Source organism: Acidiphilium sp. AL, assembly GCF_025499445.1.
Taxonomy (GTDB): Bacteria; Pseudomonadota; Alphaproteobacteria; order Acetobacterales; family Acetobacteraceae; genus Acidiphilium; species Acidiphilium iwatense.
Genome location: NZ_JAIMBZ010000015.1, coordinates 19,750 through 45,003 on the forward strand (window position 1 = coordinate 19,750; position 25,254 = coordinate 45,003).

23 protein-coding genes are annotated in these 25,254 nt (G+C 66.2%); 20 read left to right on the forward strand and 3 right to left on the reverse strand.

Annotated elements, in window-relative coordinates:
- Positions 1-174: 174 nt before the first annotated feature.
- The 5 genes from AiwAL_RS10515 to AiwAL_RS10535 all read left to right on the forward strand — a co-directional run bounded on the left by AiwAL_RS10515 (position 175) and on the right by AiwAL_RS10535 (position 7,729).
- Positions 175-2,448, forward strand: a complete 2,274-nt coding sequence (locus tag AiwAL_RS10515; protein WP_235702370.1) for an NADP-dependent malic enzyme — start codon at positions 175-177, stop codon at positions 2,446-2,448.
- 3 nt (positions 2,449-2,451) lie between these two features.
- Positions 2,452-2,916: a hypothetical protein gene (locus tag AiwAL_RS10520; protein ID WP_235702369.1), complete on the forward strand. Its 465-nt coding sequence runs from the start codon at positions 2,452-2,454 to the stop codon at positions 2,914-2,916.
- A 67-nt stretch (positions 2,917-2,983) separates the two neighbouring features.
- Positions 2,984-4,918 (forward strand): acetate--CoA ligase, encoded by a 1,935-nt coding sequence (gene acs / locus AiwAL_RS10525; RefSeq protein ID WP_235702368.1) that lies wholly within the window; start codon positions 2,984-2,986, stop codon positions 4,916-4,918.
- 128 nt (positions 4,919-5,046) lie between these two features.
- Positions 5,047-5,898 (forward strand): alpha/beta fold hydrolase, encoded by an 852-nt coding sequence (locus AiwAL_RS10530; protein ID WP_262312670.1) that lies wholly within the window; start codon positions 5,047-5,049, stop codon positions 5,896-5,898.
- A 28-nt stretch (positions 5,899-5,926) separates the two neighbouring features.
- Positions 5,927-7,729 (forward strand): NAD(P)/FAD-dependent oxidoreductase, encoded by a 1,803-nt coding sequence (locus tag AiwAL_RS10535; RefSeq protein WP_262312671.1) that lies wholly within the window; start codon positions 5,927-5,929, stop codon positions 7,727-7,729.
- 69 nt (positions 7,730-7,798) lie between these two features.
- Here AiwAL_RS10535 and AiwAL_RS10540 read toward each other — a convergent pair whose 3' ends face one another.
- Positions 7,799-9,040: a Zn-dependent hydrolase gene (locus tag AiwAL_RS10540; RefSeq protein ID WP_235702365.1), complete on the reverse strand. Its 1,242-nt coding sequence runs from the start codon at positions 9,038-9,040 to the stop codon at positions 7,799-7,801.
- Positions 9,037-9,798 carry an alpha/beta fold hydrolase gene (locus tag AiwAL_RS10545; protein WP_235702364.1) on the reverse strand — a complete coding sequence of 254 codons (762 nt, stop codon included), beginning with the start codon at positions 9,796-9,798 and terminating at the stop codon, positions 9,037-9,039. The genes AiwAL_RS10540 and AiwAL_RS10545 overlap by 4 nt, the downstream gene beginning before the upstream one ends.
- Positions 9,799-9,861: 63 nt before the next feature.
- Between AiwAL_RS10545 and AiwAL_RS10550 the strand changes: the two genes are divergently transcribed.
- From AiwAL_RS10550 to AiwAL_RS10570, 5 genes are all read left to right on the forward strand, one after another.
- Positions 9,862-10,449, forward strand: a complete 588-nt coding sequence (locus AiwAL_RS10550) for a class I SAM-dependent methyltransferase (protein WP_235702363.1) — start codon at positions 9,862-9,864, stop codon at positions 10,447-10,449.
- Complete coding sequence (locus tag AiwAL_RS10555; protein ID WP_235702362.1) at positions 10,446-11,771, forward strand: O-antigen ligase; 1,326 nt, start codon at positions 10,446-10,448, stop codon at positions 11,769-11,771. The genes AiwAL_RS10550 and AiwAL_RS10555 overlap by 4 nt, the downstream gene beginning before the upstream one ends.
- A complete protein-coding gene (locus tag AiwAL_RS10560; RefSeq protein ID WP_235702361.1) occupies positions 11,768-12,769 on the forward strand; it encodes a beta-propeller fold lactonase family protein in 1,002 nt (333 codons plus the stop codon). Before AiwAL_RS10555 ends, AiwAL_RS10560 begins: the two co-directional genes overlap by 4 nt.
- Positions 12,769-13,698 (forward strand): sterol desaturase family protein, encoded by a 930-nt coding sequence (locus AiwAL_RS10565; RefSeq protein ID WP_235702360.1) that lies wholly within the window; start codon positions 12,769-12,771, stop codon positions 13,696-13,698. The genes AiwAL_RS10560 and AiwAL_RS10565 overlap by 1 nt, the downstream gene beginning before the upstream one ends.
- A gap of 73 nt (positions 13,699-13,771) precedes the next feature.
- Positions 13,772-15,010: a DNA polymerase IV gene (locus AiwAL_RS10570; protein WP_235702359.1), complete on the forward strand. Its 1,239-nt coding sequence runs from the start codon at positions 13,772-13,774 to the stop codon at positions 15,008-15,010.
- Here the strand turns inward: AiwAL_RS10570 and AiwAL_RS10575 are convergent.
- Positions 14,991-15,944 carry a sigma 54-interacting transcriptional regulator gene (locus AiwAL_RS10575; RefSeq protein WP_235702358.1) on the reverse strand — a complete coding sequence of 318 codons (954 nt, stop codon included), beginning with the start codon at positions 15,942-15,944 and terminating at the stop codon, positions 14,991-14,993. The genes AiwAL_RS10570 and AiwAL_RS10575 overlap by 20 nt on opposite strands.
- 169 nt (positions 15,945-16,113) lie before the next feature.
- Here AiwAL_RS10575 and pspA point away from each other — a divergent pair, with 169 nt between their 5' ends.
- The 10 genes from pspA (at position 16,114) to AiwAL_RS10625 (ending at position 25,247) form a co-directional block, all read left to right on the forward strand.
- On the forward strand, positions 16,114-16,797 hold the full coding sequence (gene pspA, locus AiwAL_RS10580; protein ID WP_262312672.1) for a phage shock protein PspA: 684 nt from the start codon (positions 16,114-16,116) through the stop codon (positions 16,795-16,797).
- 26 nt (positions 16,798-16,823) lie between these two features.
- The gene (locus AiwAL_RS10585; protein ID WP_235702356.1) at positions 16,824-17,048 is read left to right on the forward strand and encodes a phage shock protein B; all 225 of its coding nucleotides are present in this window, start codon (positions 16,824-16,826) and stop codon (positions 17,046-17,048) included.
- Positions 17,049-17,063: 15 nt separating this feature from the next.
- Positions 17,064-17,474, forward strand: a complete 411-nt coding sequence (locus AiwAL_RS10590) for a PspC domain-containing protein (RefSeq protein ID WP_235702355.1) — start codon at positions 17,064-17,066, stop codon at positions 17,472-17,474.
- 28 nt (positions 17,475-17,502) lie between these two features.
- Complete coding sequence (locus AiwAL_RS10595) at positions 17,503-17,763, forward strand: hypothetical protein (RefSeq protein WP_235702354.1); 261 nt, start codon at positions 17,503-17,505, stop codon at positions 17,761-17,763.
- The gene (locus tag AiwAL_RS10600) at positions 17,763-18,395 is read left to right on the forward strand and encodes a GIN domain-containing protein (RefSeq protein WP_235702353.1); all 633 of its coding nucleotides are present in this window, start codon (positions 17,763-17,765) and stop codon (positions 18,393-18,395) included. Before AiwAL_RS10595 ends, AiwAL_RS10600 begins: the two co-directional genes overlap by 1 nt.
- A 74-nt stretch (positions 18,396-18,469) precedes the next feature.
- Positions 18,470-19,135: a head GIN domain-containing protein gene (locus AiwAL_RS10605; protein ID WP_235702352.1), complete on the forward strand. Its 666-nt coding sequence runs from the start codon at positions 18,470-18,472 to the stop codon at positions 19,133-19,135.
- A gap of 74 nt (positions 19,136-19,209) precedes the next feature.
- A complete protein-coding gene (locus AiwAL_RS10610; protein ID WP_235702351.1) occupies positions 19,210-20,655 on the forward strand; it encodes a pyridoxal-dependent decarboxylase in 1,446 nt (481 codons plus the stop codon).
- A 73-nt stretch (positions 20,656-20,728) separates the two neighbouring features.
- The gene (locus AiwAL_RS10615) at positions 20,729-23,572 is read left to right on the forward strand and encodes a molybdopterin oxidoreductase family protein (RefSeq protein WP_235702350.1); all 2,844 of its coding nucleotides are present in this window, start codon (positions 20,729-20,731) and stop codon (positions 23,570-23,572) included.
- Entirely contained in the window at positions 23,569-24,312 is a 744-nt protein-coding gene (locus AiwAL_RS10620) for a 4Fe-4S dicluster domain-containing protein (protein ID WP_235702349.1), read from the forward strand. Before AiwAL_RS10615 ends, AiwAL_RS10620 begins: the two co-directional genes overlap by 4 nt.
- Positions 24,309-25,247: a DmsC/YnfH family molybdoenzyme membrane anchor subunit gene (locus AiwAL_RS10625; RefSeq protein ID WP_235702348.1), complete on the forward strand. Its 939-nt coding sequence runs from the start codon at positions 24,309-24,311 to the stop codon at positions 25,245-25,247. Before AiwAL_RS10620 ends, AiwAL_RS10625 begins: the two co-directional genes overlap by 4 nt.
- Positions 25,248-25,254 lie beyond the last annotated feature (7 nt).

Genomic DNA, 25,254 nt, shown 5'->3' on the forward strand with positions numbered 1-25,254 from the left:
CCTTGGCGAGACCGGCCCGGCGGACATTTATAGTGCCCCGAGCGGCTTGTTCGCGCACATATATGGCCGCACGGAGTGTCCGCGCATAGCTCGTCTACGCGCGCCTGCCATGCCGCCCCGGTTGTTCCCGCCGCCGCGATCGCGCATTCTGCCGGCGAGAAGGGGAACGAAAACATGGATGACACGCTCCGCAAGGCGGCACTCGACTACCACCGCTACCCGCGACCGGGCAAACTCGCGATCACGCCGACCAAGCGGATGGAGACCTCGCGCGACCTCGCGCTCGCCTATTCACCCGGCGTCGCCGCCGCGTGCCTCGCCATCAAGGACGATCCCGACACCTCCTACGACTACACGATCCGCGGCAATCTGGTCGCGGTGATCACCAACGGCACCGCCGTTCTCGGCCTCGGCAATATCGGCGCGCTGGCGTCGAAGCCGGTCATGGAGGGCAAGGCGGTATTGTTCAAGAAGTTCGCCGGAATCGACACGTTCGACATCGAGGTGAACGAGCCCGATCCCGACAGATTCATCGAAGTCGTCGCCGCGCTGGAACCTTCGTTCGGCGGGATCAATCTCGAGGACATCAAGGCGCCGGAATGCTTCCGCATCGAGCAGACCCTGCGGGCGCGGATGAATATTCCGGTGTTCCACGACGATCAGCACGGCACCGCGATCATCGTCGGCGCGGCGGTCACCAATGCACTCCGTCTCCAGGACAAAGCGATCGGCGACGTCAGGATCGTCACTTCGGGCGCGGGGGCGGCGGCGATTTCGTGCGTGAACATCCTGATCGCGCTGGGGGCCAAGCGCGAGAACGTCACGATGACCGATATCGAAGGGGTCATCTACCAGGGACGGCCGAAGCTCGACCCCACGCTTGAAGCCTTCGCCCGCGAGACCGGGGCGCGGACGCTGAACGAGGTGCTGGACGGCGCCGATATTTTCCTCGGCCTGTCCGCGCCGGGCGTGCTGAAGGCCGAATGGCTCGGCAAATTCGCGCCGAACCCGCTGATCCTCGCTTTGGCCAATCCCGAGCCGGAAATCATGCCCGACCTGGTCGCCGAGCACCGGCCGGATGCGATCATCTGCACCGGGCGCAGCGATTTTCCCAACCAGGTGAACAACGTCCTGTGTTTCCCGTTCATTTTTCGCGGCGCGCTGGATGTGGGCGCGACCGCGATCACCGAGGGAATGAAGCTCGCGGCGGTAACGGCGATCGCCGGACTCACCAGGATCGAGGCGTCGGAGACGGTGGCGGCGGCCTATGGCGGGCAGGCGCCGGTGTTCGGGCCGGACTACATCATTCCCAAACCGTTCGACCCGCGCCTGATTCTGCACATCGCCCCGGCGGTGGCCAAAGCCGCGATGGACGAAGGCGTGGCGCGGCGGCCGATCGCCGATTTCGATGTCTATGCCCACGAGCTGGAGCGGTTCGTGTTCCGCTCGGGATTGCTGCTCCGCCCGGTCATCGAGGTCGCGCGGCAGGCGCGGCAGCGCATCGTCTATGCCGAAGGCGAGGACGAGCGTACCCTGCGCGCGGCGCAAAGCGTGATCGACGACCGGCTCGGCATACCCCTGCTGGTCGGACGGAGCGAGACCATCCTGCGCCGCATCGCCTCGCTCGGGCTCAGGATGAAGCCGGAGCAGGATTTCCGCATCGTCGATTTCGAGCGTGATACCGGGCTGTTCCGCCGCCTGCTCGACGACTACCAGCGCATCGTCGGGCGGCGCGGCGTGCCGCCGGACGCAGCGACCCGTCAGCTCTCCCGCCGCCCGACCGTCGCCGCCGGGATGCTGCTCTCGGCCGGCGAGGCGGATGCCGCGATCTGCGGCGGGCTGGGCGACTGGTCGCGCCAGTTCCGCTACGCCATGCCGATCATTCAGCGCCGGAAGGGGATCAGCCGGGTTTCGGCGGTGACCGCGCTGATCCTGCAAAGCGGCAATCTGTTCTTCTGCGACACCCATGTGAACGAGGACCCGTCCGCCGAGGAAATCGCCGAAATGACCCATCTCGCCGCCGACATGGTGGCGCGGTTCGGCATCGCGCCCAAGGTGGCGCTGCTCTCGCATTCCAATTTCGGCGCCTCGAACTCGCCGTCGGCGCGCAAGATGCGCCAGGCGCTGGCGCTGATCCGCGCGGAAGACCCGGAGCTGGAGGTGGACGGCGAAATGCACGCCGACGACGCTTTGTTCGAGCCGATCCGCGCGCGCTCGGTCTGCGACAGCCGGCTGACCGGCTCGGCCAATCTGCTGGTGCTGCCCAATATCGATTCCGCGAACATCTCCTTCAACCTGCTCAAGGCGGCCGGGGAAGCCGTGACCGTCGGGCCGTTCCTGCTCGGGCTCGCCAAGCCGCTGCATATCGCGGTGCCGAGCGTCACCGCGCGCGGCCTGATCAACATGAGCGCCGTCGCCGCGATGGAAGCGGCGCTGCTCGCGAAATAGCGCATGGCGGACGCCGCCGATCGCCTGATCCTCGCGGGGCTGCTCGCCGGAGCGGCGTTCCTGGTGCTGTTCTGGCCGCAGAAGGATGGCAGGCGCGACTGGCGGGGCGCGCTGCGCCACCCGGCCCTCTGGGTGCTGATCTCGCTCGCGGTCAGTTTCGGCGCGACCGCCCTGCTCGCCGGGCACGGCATCGTCGCTCTCGGCGTGCTGCCGTTTCTCGGCGCGCTCTGGCCGGACCGCGGCGGCGCGAAGCCCCAGCCTCCGCCCGCGCCGCGTGCCGTCCCGCCGCCGAAGGCGATGACGCGGGCGGAAGCGCTGGCCGTTCTCGGCCTCACGCCGAGCACCACGCGCGAGGAGGTGCTGGAGGCCTATCGCCATATGATGTGGTTCGCCAACCCCGACCACGGCGGCTCGCAATGGCTGGCGGACCGGCTCAACGAGGCGCGGGACGTGCTGCTGAAGCGGTGAAGGACAACCCTTCCGATCCGGGGCGATTCTTGCCATACTTTGCGCACAAGCCAAGGAGGAAACCAGAATGTCGCATCCCGAGCTCGTCAAGGTGAAGCCGGACATCGCGGCCAATGCCCTGATAAACCGCCAGAAATACGACGACATGGCACGCCGCGCGAGCACCGGCCCCGATGCATTCTGGGCGGCGGAGGCGAAACGCCTCGACTGGATCAAGCCGCCGACGAAAATCAAGAACACCAGTTTTTCCGGCGCGGTTTCGATCAAATGGTTCGAGGACGGGGTGCTGAACGCTTCCGCCAATTGTCTCGACCGGCACCTTGCCGCGCGCGGCGATCAGGTTGCGATCATCTGGGAAGGCGACGACCCGAACGATCAGAAGCACGTCACCTACCGGCAGCTTCACGCCGAGGTCTGCCGCATGGCCAACGTGCTGAAATCGCTCGGCGCGAAAAAGGGCGACCGGATCACCATCTACCTGCCAATGATCGTCGAAGCGGCGGTGGCACTCCTCGCCTGTGCCCGCATCGGCGCGGTCCATTCGGTGGTGTTCGGCGGCTTCTCGCCGGACAGCCTCGCCAACCGCATTCAGGATTGCGATTCCAGCATTCTCATCACCGCCGACGAGGGGCGGCGCGGCGGGCGCAAGGTTCCGCTGAAAGCCAATGCCGATGCGGCGCTGAAATCCTGCCCGATGATGAAATCGGTGCTGGTGGTACGCGCGACCGGCGGCGACGTGCCGATGCAGGCGGGGCGCGACCACTGGTACCACGAGGCGGCGGCGCAGGTTTCCGCCGATTGCGCGCCCGAGCCGATGGGCGCGGAAGACCCGCTGTTCATTCTGTACACCTCGGGCAGCACGGGCAAGCCGAAGGGGGTGCTGCACACCACCGGCGGCTACATGGTCTGGGCGAGCTTCACCCATGAATACGTGTTCGACTATCATCCGGGCGAGATCTACTGGTGCACCGCCGATGTCGGCTGGGTGACCGGCCACACCTATATCGTCTACGGCCCGCTCGCCAACGGCGCGACCACGCTGATGTTCGAGGGGATTCCGAACTACCCGGACAGTTCGCGCTTCTGGCAGGTGGTGGATAAGCACAAGGTCAATATCTTCTACACCGCCCCCACCGCGATCCGTGCGCTGATGCGCGACGGCGAGGCGCCGGTGAAACGCGCCTCGCGCGCCAGCCTGCGCGTGCTCGGCACCGTCGGCGAGCCGATCAACCCGGAAGCCTGGCTCTGGTATTACCGCGTGGTCGGCGATGAGCGCTGCCCGATCGTCGATACCTGGTGGCAGACCGAAACCGGCGGCATCATGATCACCGCCCTGCCCGGCGCGATCGACCAGAAACCCGGCTCGGCGACCTTGCCGCTGCCCGGCGTGCAACCCGTGATCGTCGATGGCGAGGGCCACGTTCTGGAGGGGCCAACCGAAGGCAATCTCTGCATCGCCGATAGCTGGCCGGGGATGATGCGCACCGTGTTCGGCGACCATGAGCGCTTCGTCCAGACCTATTTTTCCACCTTCAAGGGCTACTACTTCTCCGGCGACGGCGCGCGCCGCGACGAGGACGGATATTACTGGATCACCGGACGGGTCGACGACGTGATCAACGTGAGCGGCCACCGGATGGGCACGGCGGAGGTCGAATCCGCCCTGGTCGCCCACCCGAAAGTCGCCGAGGCGGCGGTGGTCGGCTTCCCGCACGACATCAAGGGCCAGGGCATCTACGCCTATGTCACGCTGATCGCCAGCGAGGAGCCGACCGAAGCGCTGCGCCGCGAACTGGTCGCCTGGGTGCGCAAGGAAATCGGCCCGATCGCGGCACCCGACGCGATCCAGTGGGCGCCCGGCCTGCCCAAGACCCGCTCGGGCAAGATCATGCGCCGGATTCTGCGCAAGATCGCCGCGAACGAAACCTCCAATCTGGGCGATACCTCGACGCTCGCCGATCCTGGCGTGGTGGACGACCTCGTCGCCAACCGGGCGGCGTAGCGCGTGACGCGCCGGCAGCGCCGCGCACGCATTCTCCTGGCCGTGGCGGCGCTGTTCGGCGCGACCGGGGCCGGCTTCGCGCAAACCCGGATGCAAAACCACCGACCTTCTTTGCGGGAGACATCGACATGAGCGCAACCGACACGATCGACCATCAGGCCGGCAAGGTTCACCGCATCCTGGGGTCCGGCGGCGTGGGGCTTCACGTGCGCGAATGGGGGCCGGACGGCGCGCAGCCGATCCTGTTCATCCATGGCTGGTCGGCGTGCTACCTCGCCTGGCATAACCAGTTCGACAGCGCCCTGCGCGAGCGCTTCCGCATCGTCTGCATGGATCTGCGCGGCCATGGATTTTCCGACAAGTCGCTCGAACCCGAAGCCTATCAGACCGGCGCACACTGGGCCGACGACGTAGCCGCCGTGATGATCGAGTTGCGGCTCAAGCGGCCGGTTCTGGTCGGCTGGTCCTATGGCGGGTTCGTGATCTCGGACTATCTCACCCGCCACGGCACCACCAATGTCGGCGCGGTCAACTTCGTCGGCGCCGCCGTCATTTCCTCCAATCCGCCCACTCATGTCGGCGAGCGTTTCATCGATGGCGCGCTGATGGCGGCGAGCGACGACCCCGCCGTGATGATCGAGGGCGTGCGCCACGTGGTTCACGCCACCACCTTCAAGCCCCTGCCGGTGGCCGATACCGAACGCGCGCTGGTCGCCCTCGGCCTGACCCCGCCGGCGGTGCGCGCCTTCCTGCTGATGCGCACGCTCGATTTTACCGACACCCTGGCAAAGCTCGACCGGCCCTGCCTGATCACCCAGGGCGACGAGGATTGCATCGTGCTGCCCTCGATGGCCGAGCATATCGCGGCATCGGTGCCGGGGGCGACACTGTCGCGCTACGCTGCCTGCGGCCATGCACCGCAGCAGGAATACACCGAACGGTTCAATGCGGAATTGACCGCACTCGCCCAGCAGGTTTGAGACCGGAGCACATCAAGCGGAGGAAACCATGGACGCCATCGTCTCCAATTCCGGCACCGCCGTTTCGAACTGGCTCGCCGATTTCGAATCCGCGCTGGCGCAGCGCGATATCGAAGCCGCCACCGCGCTTTTCGCGGATGAGTGCTATTGGCGCGATCTCGTCAGTTTCACCTGGAACATCAAAACCGTCGAAGGCCGCAGCGAGATCGCGGCGCTGCTCGACGCGGTGCTCGAGGCCGTCAAGCCACGCCATTTCCTGATCGATGGCGAGGCCGCCGAGGCCGATGGCGTTACCGAAGGCTGGTTCTCCTTCGAGACCGAGGCGGCGCGCGGGCGCGGCCATATCCGCCTCAAGGACGGGACATGCTGGACGCTGCTGACCACCATGACCGAGTTGAAAGGGTTCGAGGAACCGCGCGGTTCGGCACGGCCGAAAGGCGCCGAGCACGGCGTGCATCCGGGCCGCAAGACCTGGCTCGATCATCGGCGCGAGGAGGCAGCAAAACTCGGCTCCGAAACCCAACCCTATTGCGTCGTCATCGGCGGCGGCCAGGGCGGCATCGCGCTCGGCGCGCGGCTGCGGCGCCTCGGCGTGCCCACCATCATCCTCGAAAAGAACGAGCGCGGCGGCGATTCCTGGCGCAAGCGCTACAAATCGCTCTGCCTGCACGATCCGGTCTGGTACGATCATCTGCCCTATTTGCCATTCCCGGACCATTGGCCGGTATTTTCCCCGAAGGACAAGATCGGGGACTGGCTGGAATCCTACGTTTCGATCATGGAACTGAACTACTGGACCAGCAGCGAGGCGATATCCGCACGCCATGACGCGGCGAAGGGCGAATGGGCGGTGGAGGTTCTACGCGACGGCAAGCAACTGACATTGCGGCCGAAACAGCTCATTCTCGCAACCGGCATGTCCGGCATCGCGAATATGCCCGATTACCCTGGAATGGATAAATTCAAGGGAGAACAGCATCATTCCAGCAAGCATCCCGGCGGCGAAGCCTATAAGGGTAAGAAGGCCGTGGTCATCGGCTCCAACAATTCCGCGCACGATATCTGTGCCGATCTGTGGGAACACGGCGCGGACGTGACGATGGTACAACGGTCCTCGACCCATATCGCGCGATCCGACACGCTGATGGATCTGGCGCTCGGCGGGCTCTATTCCGAACAGGCGGTGGCGAACGGCATCACCACCGACAAGGCCGATCTGATCTTCGCCTCGATCCCGTACCGGATCATGGCGGAGCTTCAGAAACCCATCTATGCCGAGATGAAGCAGCGTGACGCGGATTTTTACGCGCGTCTGGAAAAAGCCGGGTTCATGCTCGATTTCGGCGAGGACGATTCCGGCCTGTTCATGAAATATCTACGCCGGGGCTCAGGCTATTACATCGATGTCGGTGCGTCCGACCTGGTCGCCGACGGCAAGATCAGGCTCAAATCCGGCGTCTCGGTCAAGGAGATCAAGGAGCATTCCGTCGTGTTCAGCGACGGGTCGGAATTGCCCGCCGATCTCATCGTCTACGCCACCGGCTACGGTTCGATGAATGGTTGGGCGGCCAGGCTGATTTCCCAGGACATCGCCGACAAGGTGGGCAAATGCTGGGGTTTCGGCTCGGGCACCAAAAAAGACCCCAGACCCTTCGAAGGCGAGTTGCGCAACATGTGGAAGCCGACGCACCAGGACGGGCTATGGTTCCACGGCGGCAATCTCCACCAGTCGCGTCACTACTCGCTCTACCTCGCTTTGCAATTGAAGGCCCGGATGGAGGGGATTTCTACCCCGGTCTATGGCATGGGAGCGGTGCACCATCTGCACTAGTCTTTGTTTGGGCGAGCAATTTCATGGCTTTGTGGATCGCTGCGCGATTCCACTTAAAGCCATATTGCTCTAACGATTGGCGCGCGCGAGCACGACATCGAGCAGAACCTGCGCGCCGGCGGCGGCTTCGGCCTCGGTGATCGACTCCGCCTCGTTATGCGACAAGCCGTCCTTGCACGGCGTGAAAATCATCGCCGTGGGCACGCGGGGCGCCACATGCACCGCATCATGTCCCGCGCCGGAGACCATCTCGCGCGCCGGATAACCCAGCCGCGCGCAAGCGTCGCGCACCAGGGCGACGCAACCCGGATCGAACTCCGTCGCGGCGACGCGGAACACCGGCGTCAGTGACAGATCGAGCCCGCGCGCTTGCGCGATCGCTGCGGCTTGCTCGGGAAAACGCGACGCGACCGTCGTGATCGCCGCATCGTCGGGGTGGCGAAACTCCGCCGCGAATCGCACTTCGCCGGGGATCACGTTCGGCGAATTGGGATGCACGGTGAGTCGCCCCACCGTGCCGCGCCCGGCATCGCCCCGTTCGCGCATGGTCGCCTCGACCAGGAGGATGATTTCCGCCGCACCGGCCAGCGCGTCGCGCCGTGCATCGGGCGGGGTGGTGCCGGCATGCGATTCGCGCCCGCGGAGCACCGCGTCGAACCAGATCTGCGCCTGCGCGCCGGTGACGATGCCGATCGTCTTCGCCTCGCGTTCCAGGATCGGCCCCTGCTCGATATGCAGTTCGAAATAGGCATCCGCCGCGAAGGCGCGCGCTGGCGCGCTGCCGGCGGCGCCGATTCCGGTCAGCGCCTCGCCGACCGACACGCCATCGGCGTCGCGCAGCGCCTTGATGGTCTGCTCGTCATGCACCCCGGCCCAGACCGCGCTGCCCATCATTGCGCGGCCGAACCGGCACCCTTCCTCGTCGGTCCAGTTGACCAGTTCCAGCGGCGCTTCGGTGACGATGCCGAGTTCATTCAGCGCGCGCATCACTTCAAGCCCGGCGATCACGCCGAGCGCGCCGTCGAACTTGCCGCCGGTCGGCTGGCTGTCGAGATGGCTACCGAACAGCACCGGCTTGCGCGCCGGGTCGCGGCCTTCGCGGCGGGCGAACATGTTGCCCATCGAATCGGCGCGCACCGACAATCCCAATGCGCCGCACCATTCGGCGAATCGCGCGCGGCCGGCGCGATCCACCTCGGTCAACGTAACGCGATTCACCCCGCCTTTCGGCGTCGCACCGATCTCCGCCATCGCCATCAGCGCGCCCCAGAGCCGCTTGCCGTCGATGCGGTAGTTGCTGTCCCGATTCATTGCAAAAACCCCTTCAACGCCGCGATCACCTCGGCTGGTTTCTCGGCATGGAGCCAATGGCCGACGCCATCGAGCGTCTCGATCGCCGCGTTCGGAAACCGCGCGCGGATCGCGCCGTGAGCGCGCGCCGGCACGTAGGGCGAATGGCCGCCGCACAGGAACAATGCCGGACCATCATAAGGCGTTAACGGTTCGGGGTCGCGCCAGTCGATCAGATCCTCCATCGCGCCGGCGATCTCGTCGAGCCCGAGGCGCCAGTGCGGCGCGGGCGCCAGGATCAGATTGTTGAGCAGAAAGGCGCGCATCGCGGCATCGGGCGCGGCGTCCGCCAGGGCGGTATCGGCCTCGTGCCGGGTCAGGCCGGGGCGAAGCGGCAAGGCGCGCATCGCCGCGAGATAGGCATCGTAATCGTGGCCGTAGGCGATCGGCGCGATATCCATCGCCACCAGCGCATCCACCCGCGCGGGCGCGGTCAGCGCCATCATCATCGCCGCCTTGCCGCCCATCGAATGGCCGGCCACCACGGCATTGCCGATGCCGAGCGAATCCATGGTTTCCAGCACATCCGCCGCCATGGCCGCGTAGCGCATATCCGCTGCGTGACCGCTCGATCCGTGATTGCGCAGATCGAGCGAATTCACCCGGAACTTCGCGGCCAGCCCGCGCGCGATGGCGCCAAGATTCTTGCCCGCCCCGAATAGGCCGTGAAGCAGCAGAAGGTCCGGGCCGTCGCCGGTGGCGGTCGCGTGCAGGATCATCGTGGATCTCTAATGTTCCATTTGTTGATTGAATATTAACGATCAGAGGTTAAGACTCGCCCGATGACCGACTTAATGCAAGATGCCACGCCCGCTGCGCGCCTCGCCCGGCTGATCGCGCGGCAGGCGGAGAAGCGTCACCTCGCCGCCATCTGGGCCGAGGCCGCCGGGCTCGCGCCCGCGATGGTCGTGCTCGATATCGGCGCGGGCACCGGCGCGCTGGCGCTCGAATATGCTCGAATCGTCGGGCCGGACGGCTGGGTCATCGCCCTCGACCCCGATGCGCTCTGCCTGCACCACGCCAGCGCCGAGGCCGATCGGCGCGGGCTTCGGCTCCGCACGATCACCGGTTCGATCGAATCGCTTCCGGCGCTTCCCGCCGCGCCCGACCGCGTCATGCTGACCGACGCGCTGCACCACATGGACGATCCCGGTGCCGGGCTGCGGGCGATCCGCGCCGCCATGCCGGAACACGCCACGCTGTTCATCGCCGAATACGATCCCGCGGCGCCAGGCGCGGTCGGCGCCCCGCCGGCAAAGCGCCTGCCGCGCGCCTGCGTGCGCGCAATGCTGGCGGATGCGGGCTTTGCCGTGACTCGCGACGCGGATGCGCCGGACGAACACTATATCATCCTCGCCCACGCGACATGATCCGCGCGGCGCGGCGCGATCCGGTCCGGTGGCTCGCCCTCGCGGGGCTCGCCGGGTTCGCCGCTACCGCATTCATAATGCCGCCGGTAACCGGGACGCTGCTGGTGCTGACCGGACTGGGTCTTGTTGCCGCCGTCGCCTATGCCCGGCCGGCCGCCGCCATGGCCGCCTGGCTGCTTCTGGTCGAAACCACGCCGGAAATGTGGCTGTCCGACATGATCGGCCATCACGAACTGATCATCGCGGCCTTGAAATCCGCCGGGCTGCTCATCGTGGCGCTCGCGGCGCTGCGCAACGGTGCGCGATTCGACCGGTTCAACCCGTCCTATGCCTTCGCCGCGATGTTCGGCGCCGGGCTGGTCCACGGATTTTGGCCCGGGCTGACCATGATCGCGTCGTTCCGCTCGCTGGTGGGGTCCGCCGCGCCCTTCGCGCCGGGATTCCTGCGCCTCACCCCAGCAATGCGGCGTGGCATCGTCCGTTGCACCATCATCGGCCCGAGCGTGACCATGACCTATGGCGCGGCACTGGCCGCGCTCGGCGTGCGCGCACTCTATGGCACGCAACAGGGCGCGGTGCGGCTGATCGCCTCCAGCAATCCCGCCTTTCTCGGCGGTTTCGCGATGATCGCGGTGTTCGCCGGGCTGGTGGAATTCCTGCGCGCCGGGCGATTGCGCGAATCGGGCTGGATCGCGGTCAATTTCGTCATCCTGCTCGCCACCGGCGCCCGCGCGCCGCTGGCGCTGGCCGTTTGCGTCACGCTGGCGACCCTGCTCGCCACGCCTTCGCCCCATCTGCCGGCATCGCGGCGCATCGCCCTGCTCGCTGCCGGCGGGGTGGTGCTCGGCGCGGCGATCATGGCGTTTTCCGCGCTGCATGCCATCCGGGTGGTCGATCTGATCCATCTGGGCGAGGCGGGGGATCTGTCGAACCGCAACCTGATCTGGCCCGATTTCGAGGCGGCGATCGCCCGCTCGCCGTTGCTGGGCTGGGGCGTGGGCGCGGGCAAGGTGATCGTACCGCTACAATCGCATCTCGGCCGGTTTCTCGGCACCAACGCGGCGCATAACGAATATTTGCGCATCGCCGCTGAGGGCGGGGTGATTGGCGCGGTGCTGCTCTTCGCCCTGCTCTGTCTCTGGCTCCGGCGGGGCACAGCCGCGCTGCCGGCGGGGCAGCGCCTTGTGATCCGTCTTGTATTTCTCGCCTTCGCGGTGCAATCTTTCACGGATAATACCTTGATTGCAACGACTAGTCTCGCGTTCTTCACATGGGCGCGAGCGGTCTTCGCCGACGCCGATGAAGGACCCCCTGCCGCATGACTGATTCCGCTCCGCTGTCTCGCCGCACGTTACTCGCCGTTCCCACGCTGGGGCTGGCGCTGCCGGCGATAGCGCGCGCCGCCGCTGCACCGCCATTGTGCATCGTGATGAATTCCGGCGGCGCGACGGTTTCGGAAATCGACATGGCCACGCGCCGCGTGCTGCGCACGGTGCCGACCTTTCGCGAGCCGAGCCATTGGGCGCTCAGCCCCGATCACAGGAAACTGCTGATCGCCGACGCCTCGGGCAATGCGATCTTCTTCCTCGACCCCACGACCGGCGCGGAGTTGGGCCACAAGCTGATCCCCGACCCGTATCAGCTCTGGTTCAGCCCGGACGGGCAATATCTCACGGTCAATTGCCTGCGGCTCAACCATGTCGATGTCTACCAAGCCGACACGCTGACGCTCGCGAAACGCTTCCGCCCCGGCTCGATGCCGAGTCATCTGAGCTATGCGCCGGATTCGCGCACCGTGTTCAATTCGCTGCAGGGTTCCGACGCGCTGACCTCCTTCGACCTCGCCACCATGACCGAGCGCTGGCGCGTGCCGGTCGGCAAAACCCCCGCCGGGGTGATGTGGCATGACGGCGTGGTTCTGGTCGCGATCATGGGGCGCGATTACGTCGTCGTGGTCGATCCCAAGGACGGCAAAGTGATGCGCCGCATCGTCACCGATCGCGGCGCGCATAATTTGTTCCTCACGCCGGACCGCAAGCATATCTACGTCACCAACCGCGTCGCAGGGTCGCTCTCCGTGCTCGACGCCAGGACGCTCGATGTGGTCAAGCACATTCCGATGCCGGGCGGCCCGGACGATCTATGTTTCGCGCCGGACGGCAGGCTGTGGATCGCGCTGCGCTTTGCCTCGCGCGTCGGCGTCTATGATCCCGCGACCGGCCATACCGAGCGTATTCCGGTCGGCCGTTCACCGCATGGAATTTTCATTTCGACGCTGTTGACCGACCGGCCCGCCTTTTCGGCGATGCGGCTCGCCTGATGCCGATCCCCGTCCACCCGTTCAACGATCTTGCCGGCTGGATCGAACAGGTCGCGGTTCTGCCGGCTTTGTACCGGCTCGGGCTGATGCAATGGGAATTCGTCTCGTTCGGCTGGACCCTGGTGGCGGTCTACGGTGTCGCGCAAATGATCCTCGCCTACGCGGTCTGCGTGCCGCTGGAACGCCGCTTCCCGATCGAGCGATGGACGGGAAAAAAACCCGTCCTGGTCGATGTGTTCTACACATTCCTCGCGCGCGTCGGCGTGCTGCCGGTGATGACCTTCGTGGTCTTCTATGCCGCCCAGGTCCGGCTCGACGGGTTTCTCGCCGATCGCGGCTATATCCCGCCGATGCTGGAGACGATCATCCCTCCGCTGTTCGGCCATCCGGTCGTCACCTTCATTCTCTACGCGCTAATCCTCGACTTCGCCGATTACTGGCGGCACCGGCTGTCGCACCGATTCCGCCTCTGGTACGCGCTGCACGCCGTGCATCATGCGCAGCGGCAAATGACCTTCTGGTCCGACGACCGCAACCATATTCTCGACGAACTCATCGGCTTTCTCTGGTTCATGGCGGTCGGCCTGCTGATCGGCATTCCGCCGCTGCAATTTCCGGTACTGGTGCTGATGCTCCGCTTCGTCGAGAGTTTCAGCCACGCCAATATCAGGCTTTCGTTCGGGCGGATCGGCGAGCGGCTGCTGGTTTCGCCGCGCTTTCATCGTGCGCATCACGGCATTCTCGCCGCCGGCCAGCGCTCCTGCAACTACGGCGCGGTGTTTCCGTTCTGGGACATGTTGTTCCGCACCGCCGATTTCACCCGCGATTTCCCGCCGACCGGCGATGAGACGGCCCCCGAGGCGATGGCGACCGGCGGCTATCTGGCGCAGCAATGGTCCGGCCTGGTTCAGTTGATGCGTTCGTTCTAATAGAACAGCGAAACGGAGCGTCAGCTCGTTTCGCTGCCGACGGCTCCGCCCGGCGTTTGAGGGCATTTTATTGGTGCACACGCTCTGCCGCGACTGCGACGCGATCTTTCCGAAAACCGCACCCTGCCCGCGCTGCGGCGGAACCAGGCTGGTCAGCCATCCCGAACTCGCCAGCCTCGCCGTGGCCCATATCGATTGCGACGCGTTTTTCGCGAGCGTCGAAAAACGCGACCGGCCTGAACTGCGCGACCGCCCGGTGATCGTCGGCGGCGGGGCGCGCGGTGTGGTCGCGGCCTGCTGCTACATCGCCAGGCTGTCCGGCGTGCGCTCGGCGATGCCGATGTTCAAGGCGCTGAAACTCTGCCCGGACGCGACGGTGATCCGTCCCGATCTTGGGAAATACGCCGCCGCGGCGCGACAGATCCGGGATTTGATGAACGCGCTCACGCCCCTGGTCCAGCCGCTCTCGATCGACGAGGCGGCGCTCGACCTGACGGGCACCGAGGCGCTGCACGGCGCACCGCCCGCCGCGGTGCTCAGCCGCTTCGCCCGCATGGTGGAACGCGAGGTCGGCGTGACGATCTCGATCGGACTCGCACCCAACCGCCTGCTCGGCAAACTCGCCACCGAACGCGACAAGCCGCGCGGCTTCGCCGTTCTGGGGACCGACGCCGCCGCGATCCTGGCGCCGGAGCCGGTCGGCATCCTGCCCGGCATCGGTCCCGGCCTGGCGCGCAAGCTCGGCGAAATCGGAATTACCCGGATCGGCCAGCTCGCCGCGCTCGATTCGCGCACCGCCCGCGCCCGGCTGGGCGAGGACGGACCCGCGCTCGCCGCCCGCGCGCGCGGCGAGGATGCGCGGGTCGTCGATCCGACGCGCTCGGCCAAGTCGATCAGCGCGGAGACCACGTTCGCCGAGGGTATCGCCGATCCCGCCCGGCTCGCCCGCGAACTCTGGCCGCTCTGCGAAAAACTCGGCCGCAGGCTGCGCGCGGAGAATTTCGCCGCCGCGGGTCTCACGCTGAAACTGAAGACCGCGCGGTTTCAGACCCACACGCGGGCGGTCCCGCTCGCTTCACCCACGCAACTGCCCGAAACCATGTTCGAAGCCGCGAAACCGGTTCTGCTGCGCGCCGCCGACGGCACGGCATTCCGCCTGATCGGCATCGGCGCATCCCGGCTGGCCGGCGCCGATCAGGCCGATCGCGGCGACCTGGTGGACCAGGAAACCCCTCGCCGCGCTGCCCGCCAACAGGCGCTCGACAAACTCCGCGAAAAATTCGGTGCGGACATCATCCGGCGCGGTTCGTGAGCAGCCCGTGCTTGCGCAACCGATGCCTCAACTGATCGTAGGTCAGGCCGAGCGCTGATGCTGTGCGCCGCTGATTGTGCCGGTGCTCGGCGAGCGAGGCGGCCAGGGTTTCGCGTTCGCCGGGCGCGGCTTCGACCTCCGGCGCCGCGCCGAACGGATCGATCCGCACCGCTTCGAGCGGCGCCTGCCACTCCGCCTGACGATACACGCTGCGCTCCACCACGTTGCGCAGCTCGCGCACATTGCCCGGCCAGCGATGCGCCAGCAGCGCGTCCCGCGCGGGTTCGGCAAACCCGGCGAAGAAATCCCGCCCCAGTTCGGCGGTCATGCGCTGGGCGAAATGCTCGGCGAGGAGCAGGATATCCTCGCTCCGCTCGCGCAGCGGCGGGATTCGGATCACGTCGAAGGCCAGCCGGTCCAGCAGATCGGCACGGAATTTCCCGCTTCCGGCCAGGGCCGGCAAATCCTCGTGCGTCGCGGCGATCACCCGGACATCGACACGCACCGGCTCGTTGCCGCCGACCCGTTCGAACACGCCGTATTCGATCACCCGCAGCAGCTTTTCCTGCACCGCGAGCGAGGCATTGGCGATTTCGTCGAGAAACAACGTGCCGCGATCGGCGAGTTCGAAGCGCGAGGCGCGCCGCCGCACCGCGCCGGTAAACGCTCCGGCCTCATGGCCGAACAATTCGGAATCGAGCAGCGATTCCGACAAAGCGGCACAGTTCAGTTGCAGCAGCGGCTGGTTCCATCGCCCCGACAGCAGCGCCAGCCGGCTCGCCACCAGTTCCTTGCCGGTGCCGCGCTCGCCGATCACCAGAACCGGCCGGTCGATCGGCGCCAGATCGGAGACATGGGCGAGCATCGCGCGGAACGGCGCACTCTCGCCGATCAGGTTGGTCTCCGCCGGGCTGGGCGGCATTGGACTCGACATGGTGTTAATACCATAAATTAGCGCCAATTATTAGCAATATTCCAAGCCGGCTTGCAATCCCGACCTCTGCGAATCAACGGGTTAGCCGCACTCGTGACGCTCGACACAGTTGGCACGGGACATGCAACATGGTTTTCAGAAACGATTTCTCACCCGATAGGAGGGTTCCATGGGAGTTTTCTCGCGCCTATCCGACATCGTGAACTCCAACCTCAACGCCATGCTCGATCGCGCGGAAGACCCCCAGAAGCTGATCCGTCTGGTGATCCAGGAGATGGAGGATACGCTGGTCGAGGTGCGCTCCGCCGCGGTGCGGCTGATCGCCGAGCGGCGCGAACTCGAACGCCGCATCACTGCCCTCACCCGCGATCAGGACGAATGGCACCGCAAGGCGGAATTCGCCGTGCAGCGCGGCCGCGAGGATCTCGCCAAGGCCGCGCTGCTCGCCAAAAGCCGCGCAGCGCAGGCGATCGCGGCGGCGCAAGCGCAGATCGAGGCGGTTCAGGGTGCCATCGCCCAGCAGAACGAGGATGTCGGCAAGCTCCAGACCAAGCTCGACGATGCCAAGGGGCGCGAAAAATCCATCCTACTCCGCCAGCAAAGTGCGACCACGCGGCTGCGGGTGAAACAGTCGCTCTACGACGAGCGGGTGACCGACGCCTTCGCCCGGTTCGAGCAGGTCGAGCGCAATCTCGACATGATGGAAGGCCGCGCCGAGGCCTATGATCTCGGCCGCCGCCCGGCAGCGCCCACGGTGAGCGAGGAATTCGCCGCCCTTGAAGCGGACGACAAGGTCGAGCGCGAACTCGCCGAGTTGAAATCGCGGATCAAGCCGGAAGACAAGGCAGCGTAACAACGCACGCAAGGAGAGAAGGTTTCATGTCAAGTTTCCTGGCCCTGATGATCCCGATCATCGCGATCGCCGGCGCCTACGCGCTCTCGGCCTACAAAGTCTACCTGCGCGCCCATGGCGCCGGTCTCTCCACCGCCGACCGGCAGGCGATCGACGGGCTGCAGGCGACCGCGCAGCGGCTCGAATCCCGAGTCGCGACACTCGAACGCGCCTTGCTCGATGCCGAACGACAATTCGGCACCAAGGTCTGACCAGGAATCGCAATCATGAGCACCACCATGAGCCAATACGACTTCAGCACCAGCACCCCGCCGCGGCGCGGCATGGCCGCCGGCGTCTGCGCCTCGCTCGCCGCGATGGTCGGGGTGCCGGTCTGGATCATCCGTGCCGTCGCGGTGCTGCTCCTGCTCTGGCACCCGATCGTCATCGTCCTGGCCTATCTCGCCTGCGCCGCCTTCATCCGCCACGGCAGAACGCCTTTCGCCCAACGGTTGTCGGCCCTGCGCGATCGCGTCGCCCCACCGCGCCGGCCCGATTTTGGCGACCACCCGCCGCCGGTCCCGCCGATCGACGGTCTCGCCTCCCGTTTCGCCACTCTCGACCTCCGGCTCGCCGAGCTGGAGGCCCGCGCCGCCGACCCCGATCGTCTGTTGCGCCGGCGCTTCGATTCGCTCTAACATGTGATTGTCTCGTGAGGACACGGCTATGACTGAAAAACTGGTAAAATACCGCACTCCTGAGGAACCGCCGCCAAGCTGGTCTCCCGGTGCGCTCGCAGCACCGGAGGCGCCGCGCGAGGTGCGGCTCGCCCGGCTCGCCATGCTCGCCGGCCCGGTGATCGGCTTCGCCCTGGCCGCCATGCTTGTCGTCTCCTTCGCCCTGGCGCTCGCCGGCGGTGCCGGCGACGCCGCGACTGGCGGCCGTCACGCCGCCACGGCAACGCACACCGCGATTTTCGTATTGTGATGCGCGCTCCGCTCATCGCGCTCGGCGCGGCGGCCATCCTGGTGGCGGCATCGGCACCGGCCGAGGCGCGCACCAAACATTTCGCGCTGCCGCCGTTCCACGCCATCGCGATCGACGGCGCGGCCCATCTCGACTTCACCGAGGGGCCGGCTCAATCGGTGACGGCGACGGCCAGGCCGTCACTGCTGCGCCGGGTGCGGATCAGGGTGCGGGACGGCGTGCTGCATGTCGACGAGCGGCACGGCCTCGGCCTGTTCGGACGCCGTAGGCTCGACCTCGTCGTCACCGCCCCCGCGCTCGACCGGATCGGCATCGACGGCGCCGTAAGCGGCTGGGCCCGCGACCTGTCCGGCGCGACCTTCGTGCTGAGCCTGTCCGGTGCCGGATCGATGACCCTTGCCGGCACCGTCGCGAACGTTTCGGTATCGATCAGCGGGGCCGGCAGCGTCGATGCGCGCTCGCTCATGGCAAAGGATCTGGTCGTCCGGCTCAGCGGTGCCGGCTCGCTGCGCGCCTATGCCAGCCAGTCCTGCCATGTCTCGATCAGCGGGGCCGGGTCGGTGGCGATCGCCGGCAACCCGAAAATCCGCCAGATCACCAATAGCGGCGTCGGGTCGGTCAGCTTCGACTGATCCGGCCCGATTTTCCGGTTGCGCGGAACCCCGAACCGGCCATAACGACCGTTCAATATCGACGGGAGCGGAACATGGTCCGAAAACGCACCGGCCATTGCGGCAAAGGATGCCGTCGCGCCATCGCCCTATCGCTCGCAGCCCTCGCCGTGGCGGCACAGGCCCGCGCCGCCACGGTCACCACCCATCCCCGACCCGGCGCGTTCTCGGCGCTGCGCCTGTCCGGCCGGTTCCACCTCGATTTTGCCGAATCGGCACGGGAAACGGTCAGCCTTACCGGCAATCGCTACGTCATCGATGCATTGCTGGTCTCGGCGTCGCGCGGCGTGCTCGGCATCGTCCGGCCCAGCGGCTTTTATATGCCGAAACACCAAACGGTCGTCGTCACCGTGACCGCGCCCAGCCTCACCAGCCTCGATCTGCGCGGCCGGATTCGCGCGAAACTGAGCGGCCTCACCGGGAAAACGTTTTCCCTCGACAATCACGGCGCCGCGGCGGCCACGCTGTCCGGCTCGGTGCGGCGGCTCGACATCGCCTCGCGCGGCGTCGTCTCGATCGATGCCGGGGCGCTGCACGCGCGCGATCTCAAGGTCGAGGTCCGGGGACAGGGAAATTTGCGGGTTTTCGCGAGCCACAGCGCGATCGTCGACATGTATGGCGAAGGGCGGGTCGACGTGCTCGGCCATCCGCCGATCCGTCAGTTCAAGGCGATGGCCTATGGGGTCGTGTCCTCAAAGTAGTAGATCATGCCGCCTCGAACGCGAGGCCGGCGCGGCCCTTTACCCGTGCCCGATAGGCCGATAAGTCCGTTGCCATGACGGAAATCCGCACCACGCTCGACCCCGAGGACTGGACCGATTTGCGTGCGCTCGGCCACCGCATGATCGACGACATGATCGACCGGCTCGCCGCAATCCGCGACGGTAAAGTGTGGCAGCAGATGCCCGATCCGGTGCGCGCCGGATTTCGTGCCGAATTGCCGCGCCAGGGTGTCGGCGCCGAGGCAGCCTATCGGGATTTCGCCGAAACCATAGCACCCTACGCTTCGGGCAATGCGCATCCGCGCTTCATGGGCTGGGTGCAGGGCGGCGGCAACCCGGCCGGGATGCTCGCCGAATTGCTGGCGGGCGGGCTCAACGAGAATTGCGGCGGGCGCGACCATGTCGGGCTTGCCGTCGAGCGGCAGGTCATCGCCTGGTCGGCCGGAATGCTCGGCCTGCCGCGCGAGACCGGCGGCTTGCTGGTCACCGGCTCGTCGATGGCCAATTTCATTTCGCTCCTATGCGCGCGGCGGCATGTTCTGGGTGCTCCGGTGCGCGCCGACGGGCTAAGGGGCGCAAAGCTCGTGGGCTATGCCCAGGCGGGCGTGCATCGCTGCGTCCCCGGCGCGTTCGACATGGCGGGACTCGGCACCAAGGCGCTGCGCCGCATCCCGGCCGATGCCGATTGCCGGATCGATCTCGCCGCCCTGGAGGAGCGGATCGCCGCCGATCGCGCTTCCGGCATGACCCCGTTCTTTCTGGTCGGCACCGCGGGCGCGGTGGATACCGGCGCGATCGACGATCTCGCGACGCTTGCCGATATCGCCGCCCGGCATGGGCTGTGGTTCCATGCCGATGCCGCGTTCGGCGCGCTCGCCGCACTTTCGCCCACCAAACGCGGTTTGCTCGCCGGCATCGAGCGGGCCGATTCGGTGGCGTTCGATTTTCACAAATGGGCGCAGGTGCAATACGATTCCGGCTGCATCCTGGTGCGCAACGAACGTCTGATGCTCGATACCTTCGCCCAGGCGGCGAATTACCTGGTCAGCGACGCGCGCGGCCTCGCCGGCGGCGCGCCCTGGCCCTGCGATCTCGGCCCCGATCTGTCGCGCGGCTTCCGGGCGCTGAAGGTCTGGATGACCATGCAAAGCTATGGGGCCGACCGGCTCGGCGCCGTCGTCGATCGCACCTGCGCGCTGGCCCAGCGCCTCGCCGCGCGGATCGACGCGACCAATGCCCTGAACCGTCTCGCCCCGGTACCGCTCAACATCGTGTGCTTTCGCTACGATGACGGCGGCGATGACCTCGATGCGCTCAACGCCGATATCGTCGCCGATCTGCAGGAGGCCGGAGCGTTCGTGCCGTCCACCACCATGATCGGCGGCAAACGCGCGATCCGCGCCGCCATCGTCAACCATCGCACCAATGAGGCCGATATCGATGCGCTGGCGGAGGCAGTGATCGCGGCAGGACAGGCGCGGCGCAACCGATCGCCGTAACCGATCGGTTCCATCGCCACCCGCCCGTGGACGAGCCGGATTGGTGCTCCCATAGTCGTGGCAGAGGTGCACGATGCCCGAAGACCGCATTGCCTATTCCGAACCCGTCGGCGACCGGGTGGCCTATACCACCTGCTACATGTGCGCCTGCCGCTGCGGCATCAAAGTCCATCTGAAGAACGGTGCGCTGCGCTACATCGAAGGCAATCGCGACCATCCAGTCAATCGCGGCGTGCTGTGCGGCAAAGGTTCGGCGGGGATCATGACGGCGCTGTCGCCGGCCCGGCTGCGCAAGCCGCTCAAGCGGATCGGCCCGCGCGGCGCGGGCGAATTCATCGAAATCGAATGGGACGAGGCGATGGCGATCGCAACCGAGCGCCTCGCCAAAATCCGCGCGACCGCCCCCAACCGCCTAGCCTTCTTCACTGGCCGCGACCAGTCGCAATCGCTCACCGGCTATTTCGCGCAGATGTTCGGCACAATGAACTTCGCCGCCCATGGCGGGTTCTGTTCGGTCAACATGGCCGCCGCCGGCATCTATTCGCTGGGCGGCGCATTCTGGGAATTCGGCGAGCCGGACTGGGAGCACGCCAAGCTGTTTCTGCTGTTCGGCGTCGCCGAGGACCACGATTCCAACCCGATCAAGCTGGGGCTTTCGAAGCTCAAGGAACGCGGCGCGAAGTTCGTTTCGATCAATCCGGTGCGCACCGGCTATTCCGCGATCGCCGACGAGTTCATCGGCATCACACCGGGTACCGACGGTTTGTTCGTTCTCGCGCTGATCCATTGCCTGCTCGAATCGGGCAGCATCGATACCGAATTCCTGATCCGCTATACCAACGCGCATTATCTGGTGATCGACGCGCCGGGCGAACCAGGTAACGGACTGTTTATCCGCAATGAATTCGACAAGCCCCTGGCCTATGACCGGACGACCCGCGCGTTCGTCGATGCGCAGGCAACCGGCACCGATCCCGCGCTGCTCGGCAGCTTTTCCCTGCCCGATGGCAGACAGGCCAGGCCGGCGTTCGCACTTCTGGCCGAGCGTTATTCGGCGCCGGACTACGCGCCCGAAGCGGCCGCGCAACGCTGCGGCGTCGATGCCGCGACAATCCGCCGGATCGCCGCGGAAATCGCCGAAATCGCGTTCAATCACGCGCTCACCCTCGATCAACCCTGGATCGACAGCGCCGGCCGCCGTCACGCCACTATGATCGGAAGGCCGGTCGCGATGCACGCGATGCGCGGCATTTCCGCCCATTCCAACGGGTTTCATACCTGCCGCGCGATCCATGTGCTGCAAATGCTGATCGGCGCGGTGGATACGCCCGGCTCCTGGCGCTACAAATCGCCCTACCCGAAGCCGATTCCCGCCGGTCCCGCGCCGGGCGGCGTGCGGCGCCATGCGGACGGATCGCTTGCCAACGCCCCGTTAGGATTTCCGCGCGGGCCCGACGATCTTCTGGTGGACGATGCGGGCGAGGCGCTGCGGCTCGACCGCGCATTTTCCTGGGACGCACCGCTCGGCATTCACGGGCTGATGCATATGGCGATCGCCGAGGCCCATGAAGCCGGGCCGGACAAAATCGACACGCTGTTCATGTATATGTCGAACATGGCGTGGAACTCGGCGATGAACCCCGGCGAAACCACCCGGATGCTGACCGATCGGGACGCCGGCGGCAATTATCGCATCCCCTTCGTGATCTATGCCGATGCGTTCTTCTCCGAAACCGTCGCCTATGCCGATCTCGTGCTACCCGACACCACCTATCTCGAACGCTACGACTGCATTTCCTTGCTGGACCGGCCGATCGGCTCGGCGCACGGCCCGGCCGATGCGATCCGCGTGCCAGTGCTCAAGCCCGACCGCGACGTGCGGCCGTTCCAGGACGTGCTGATCGACCTTGCTGGCCGGCTTGGATTGCCGAATTTCGTCGACGAATCCGGCAACAAGCTCTATGCGAGCTATGCCGACTACATGGTCCGCCACGAACGCAAGCCCGGTATCGGGCCGCTGGCGGGATTTCGCGGCGAAGACGGCACCGCGATCGGCCGGGGTGCGCCGAACCCGGATCAGCTTCGCCGCTATGTGGAGAATCACGGATTCTGGCGCCACCATCTGCCGCCCGAACAGCTCTACTACAAGCACGCCAACCGCGCCTATCTGGAGGGTGCCAAGGCGATGGGGCTTGTCGAGTCCGACGATCAGATCGTTCTGCATCTCTACAGCGAAATCATGCAACGTTTCTGTCTCGCCGGCGAAGGCCATGGCAGCCGATTGCCGCCCGAGCGGCTGCGCGCGCGCATCGCCCGCGTCATGGACCCGCTGCCGATCTGGTATCCACCGGTCGAGGAAACGCTGACGGACACAAAGCGTTTCCCGCTGCACGCGATCACCCAGCGGCCGATGGCGATGTATCATTCCTGGGGATCGCAAAACGCGTGGCTGCGCCAGATTCTTTCGGAAAACCGGCTGTATCTGCACCGCGATCTCGCCGCGGCGCACGATCTCGCTGACGAAGATTGGGTGTTCGTGGAATCCCGCAACGGACGGGTGAAATGCCAGGTCCGGCTGATGGACGGCGTCAACCCCGGCACGGTCTGGACCTGGAACGCGATCGGCAAACGCTCGGGCGCCTGGGCACTCGCAAAGGACGCCCCCGAAGCGCGGCGCGGCTTTCTGCTCAACCACATTATTTCGGAATATCTGCCGGCGGATGCCGGCGGTGCGCGCCAATCCAATTCCGATCCGGTGACCGGACAGGCGGCGTGGTTCGATCTCACCGTGCGGCTGGAAAAATGCGAGGCGGACACCATCGCCGAAACCCAGCCGCGCATGGCGCCGCTCGATCCGCCATTTGCCGTGAATAATCCGGCGATCCTGCGCTTTGGTGCGAAGGAGGGCGTGCGATGACCAGCCTGCCGCAATCGCTGCCGGGTGCGAAAAAACTTGGGCTGGTTATCGATCTCGATACCTGCGTCGGCTGTCATGCCTGTGCGGTGAATTGCAAGGAATGGAATACCGGCGGGCATTACGCGCCGCTCCCCGATCATGCCCCCTACGGCGCGGAGCCGGACGGCGTCTGGTTCAACCGCATCCATTCCTATGAAGCGGAAGACAGCAACTGCGGCGGCCGCACGGTGAATTTTCCGCGCTCCTGCCTGCATTGCGAGCAGCCGCAATGCGTCACCGTCTGCCCCACCGGCGCATCCTACAAACGGGCGGAAGACGGCATCGTTCTGGTCAACACCGATATCTGCATCGGCTGCAAACTATGTTCCTGGGCCTGCCCCTATGGCGCGCGCGAGTTCGACGAGGATGCCGGAGTGATGAAGAAATGCACCCTGTGCATCGACCGCATCTATAACACCTCGTTACCGGAAGCCGAACGCGAGCCCGCCTGTGTCGCGACCTGCCCGTCCCGTGCGCGGCATTTCGGCGATCTGGGCGATCCCGAGAGCAAGGTCTCGAAACTGGTGGCGTCGCGCGGCGGCGTCGATCTGATGCCGGAACTCGGCTACAAGCCGGTGAACAAATATCTGCCGCCGCGCCGCGCCCAGATCCCGACCAAGCCCACCGAAGCGCCGATGCGCAACGGCAAGGGCGTCGGCTCTGCCTTGCTCAATCTGGTGGACCGGGTGCTGTCGCGATGACACCGGCAAGTTCCGTTCTTCTGCTCACCACGCTGACCGGCTTCGGCTATGGGTTGCTGGCCTGGCTTGGCGTGTTCGCTTCCGCGCGCGCACTGCCGGCATCGCCCTGGTTCGTGCCGGTTGCGGTGGTGATCGGACTGGCGTTCGCGAGCGCGGGTCTGCTCGCGTCCACCCTGCATCTCGGCCGGCCGGAACGGGCGTGGCGCGCGTTCAGCCAATGGCGTTCGTCATGGCTGTCGCGCGAAGGTGTCGCCTCGATGCTCACCTATCCGCCGGCAATGGCCTTCGCGGCGCTGTGGTGGCTCATGGGACCGGGAGCAATCGCGACCCGTGCGGTGGGATTGCTCGCGGCGATCCTGGGCATGGTCACGGTATTCTGCACCGCGATGATCTATGCGAGCCTGAAGCCGATCCGCCAATGGCACAACCGGCATACCGCGCCGGATTACCTGATCTTCGCACTGTTTTCCGGGGCGGTTCTGCTCGCGGCACTGCTCGGCATGTGGTTCGGACACGTGCTGATCGCGGGGATCGTGGCGGTAATCGCCGCCCTGATCGGTGCTGGCGCGAAACTCGCTTATTGGCGCTTCATCGACGCACAATCGCCGCTCGCGACCCTCGCCTCGGCGACCGGTCTCGCGAATTTCGGCATGGTCAAGCCGCTGGATCAGCCGCACTTCACCGAAAACTACATTCTGCGCGAAATGGGTTATCAGATCGCCCGCAAGCACGCGGCGAGGCTGCGCCGGATCGTGCTGATTATGGCGTTTTTGCTCCCCGCGCTGTTGGCCCTGATCGCGACGTTCGGCGTTCTGCCGGCGATCGCCGCACCGCTGGCGGTCGTTCTCGCCGGGGCAGGATTGTTCATCGAGCGCTGGCTGTTCTTTGCCGAAGCGACCCATGTTTCGGCGCTCTATTACGGCCGCGCGGCCTGATTAGAGC

Excerpts from the sequence above, each read along its gene's own strand:
- AiwAL_RS10585 (WP_235702356.1), top strand. The coding sequence starts at position 16,824 with ATGTCAAGTTTCCTGGCCCTGATGATCCCGATCATCGCGATCGCCGGC.
- AiwAL_RS10620 (WP_235702349.1), top strand. The coding sequence starts at position 23,569 with ATGACCAGCCTGCCGCAATCGCTGCCGGGTGCGAAAAAACTTGGGCTG.
- AiwAL_RS10540 (WP_235702365.1), bottom strand. The coding sequence starts at position 9,040 with ATGAATCGGGACAGCAACTACCGCATCGACGGCAAGCGGCTCTGGGGC.
- AiwAL_RS10600 (WP_235702353.1), top strand. The coding sequence starts at position 17,763 with ATGCGCGCTCCGCTCATCGCGCTCGGCGCGGCGGCCATCCTGGTGGCG.
- AiwAL_RS10575 (WP_235702358.1), bottom strand. The coding sequence starts at position 15,944 with ATGTCGAGTCCAATGCCGCCCAGCCCGGCGGAGACCAACCTGATCGGC.
- AiwAL_RS10545 (WP_235702364.1), bottom strand. The coding sequence starts at position 9,798 with ATGATCCTGCACGCGACCGCCACCGGCGACGGCCCGGACCTTCTGCTG.
- AiwAL_RS10515 (WP_235702370.1), top strand. The coding sequence starts at position 175 with ATGGATGACACGCTCCGCAAGGCGGCACTCGACTACCACCGCTACCCG.
- AiwAL_RS10615 (WP_235702350.1), top strand. The coding sequence starts at position 20,729 with ATGCCCGAAGACCGCATTGCCTATTCCGAACCCGTCGGCGACCGGGTG.
- AiwAL_RS10605 (WP_235702352.1), top strand. The coding sequence starts at position 18,470 with ATGGTCCGAAAACGCACCGGCCATTGCGGCAAAGGATGCCGTCGCGCC.
- AiwAL_RS10535 (WP_262312671.1), top strand. The coding sequence starts at position 5,927 with ATGGACGCCATCGTCTCCAATTCCGGCACCGCCGTTTCGAACTGGCTC.
- AiwAL_RS10520 (WP_235702369.1), top strand. The coding sequence starts at position 2,452 with ATGGCGGACGCCGCCGATCGCCTGATCCTCGCGGGGCTGCTCGCCGGA.
- AiwAL_RS10565 (WP_235702360.1), top strand. The coding sequence starts at position 12,769 with ATGCCGATCCCCGTCCACCCGTTCAACGATCTTGCCGGCTGGATCGAA.
- AiwAL_RS10610 (WP_235702351.1), top strand. The coding sequence starts at position 19,210 with ATGACGGAAATCCGCACCACGCTCGACCCCGAGGACTGGACCGATTTG.
- AiwAL_RS10530 (WP_262312670.1), top strand. The coding sequence starts at position 5,047 with ATGAGCGCAACCGACACGATCGACCATCAGGCCGGCAAGGTTCACCGC.
- pspA (WP_262312672.1), top strand. The coding sequence starts at position 16,114 with ATGGGAGTTTTCTCGCGCCTATCCGACATCGTGAACTCCAACCTCAAC.
- AiwAL_RS10550 (WP_235702363.1), top strand. The coding sequence starts at position 9,862 with ATGACCGACTTAATGCAAGATGCCACGCCCGCTGCGCGCCTCGCCCGG.
- AiwAL_RS10595 (WP_235702354.1), top strand. The coding sequence starts at position 17,503 with ATGACTGAAAAACTGGTAAAATACCGCACTCCTGAGGAACCGCCGCCA.
- AiwAL_RS10555 (WP_235702362.1), top strand. The coding sequence starts at position 10,446 with ATGATCCGCGCGGCGCGGCGCGATCCGGTCCGGTGGCTCGCCCTCGCG.
- AiwAL_RS10625 (WP_235702348.1), top strand. The coding sequence starts at position 24,309 with ATGACACCGGCAAGTTCCGTTCTTCTGCTCACCACGCTGACCGGCTTC.
- AiwAL_RS10560 (WP_235702361.1), top strand. The coding sequence starts at position 11,768 with ATGACTGATTCCGCTCCGCTGTCTCGCCGCACGTTACTCGCCGTTCCC.
- acs (WP_235702368.1), top strand. The coding sequence starts at position 2,984 with ATGTCGCATCCCGAGCTCGTCAAGGTGAAGCCGGACATCGCGGCCAAT.
- AiwAL_RS10590 (WP_235702355.1), top strand. The coding sequence starts at position 17,064 with ATGAGCACCACCATGAGCCAATACGACTTCAGCACCAGCACCCCGCCG.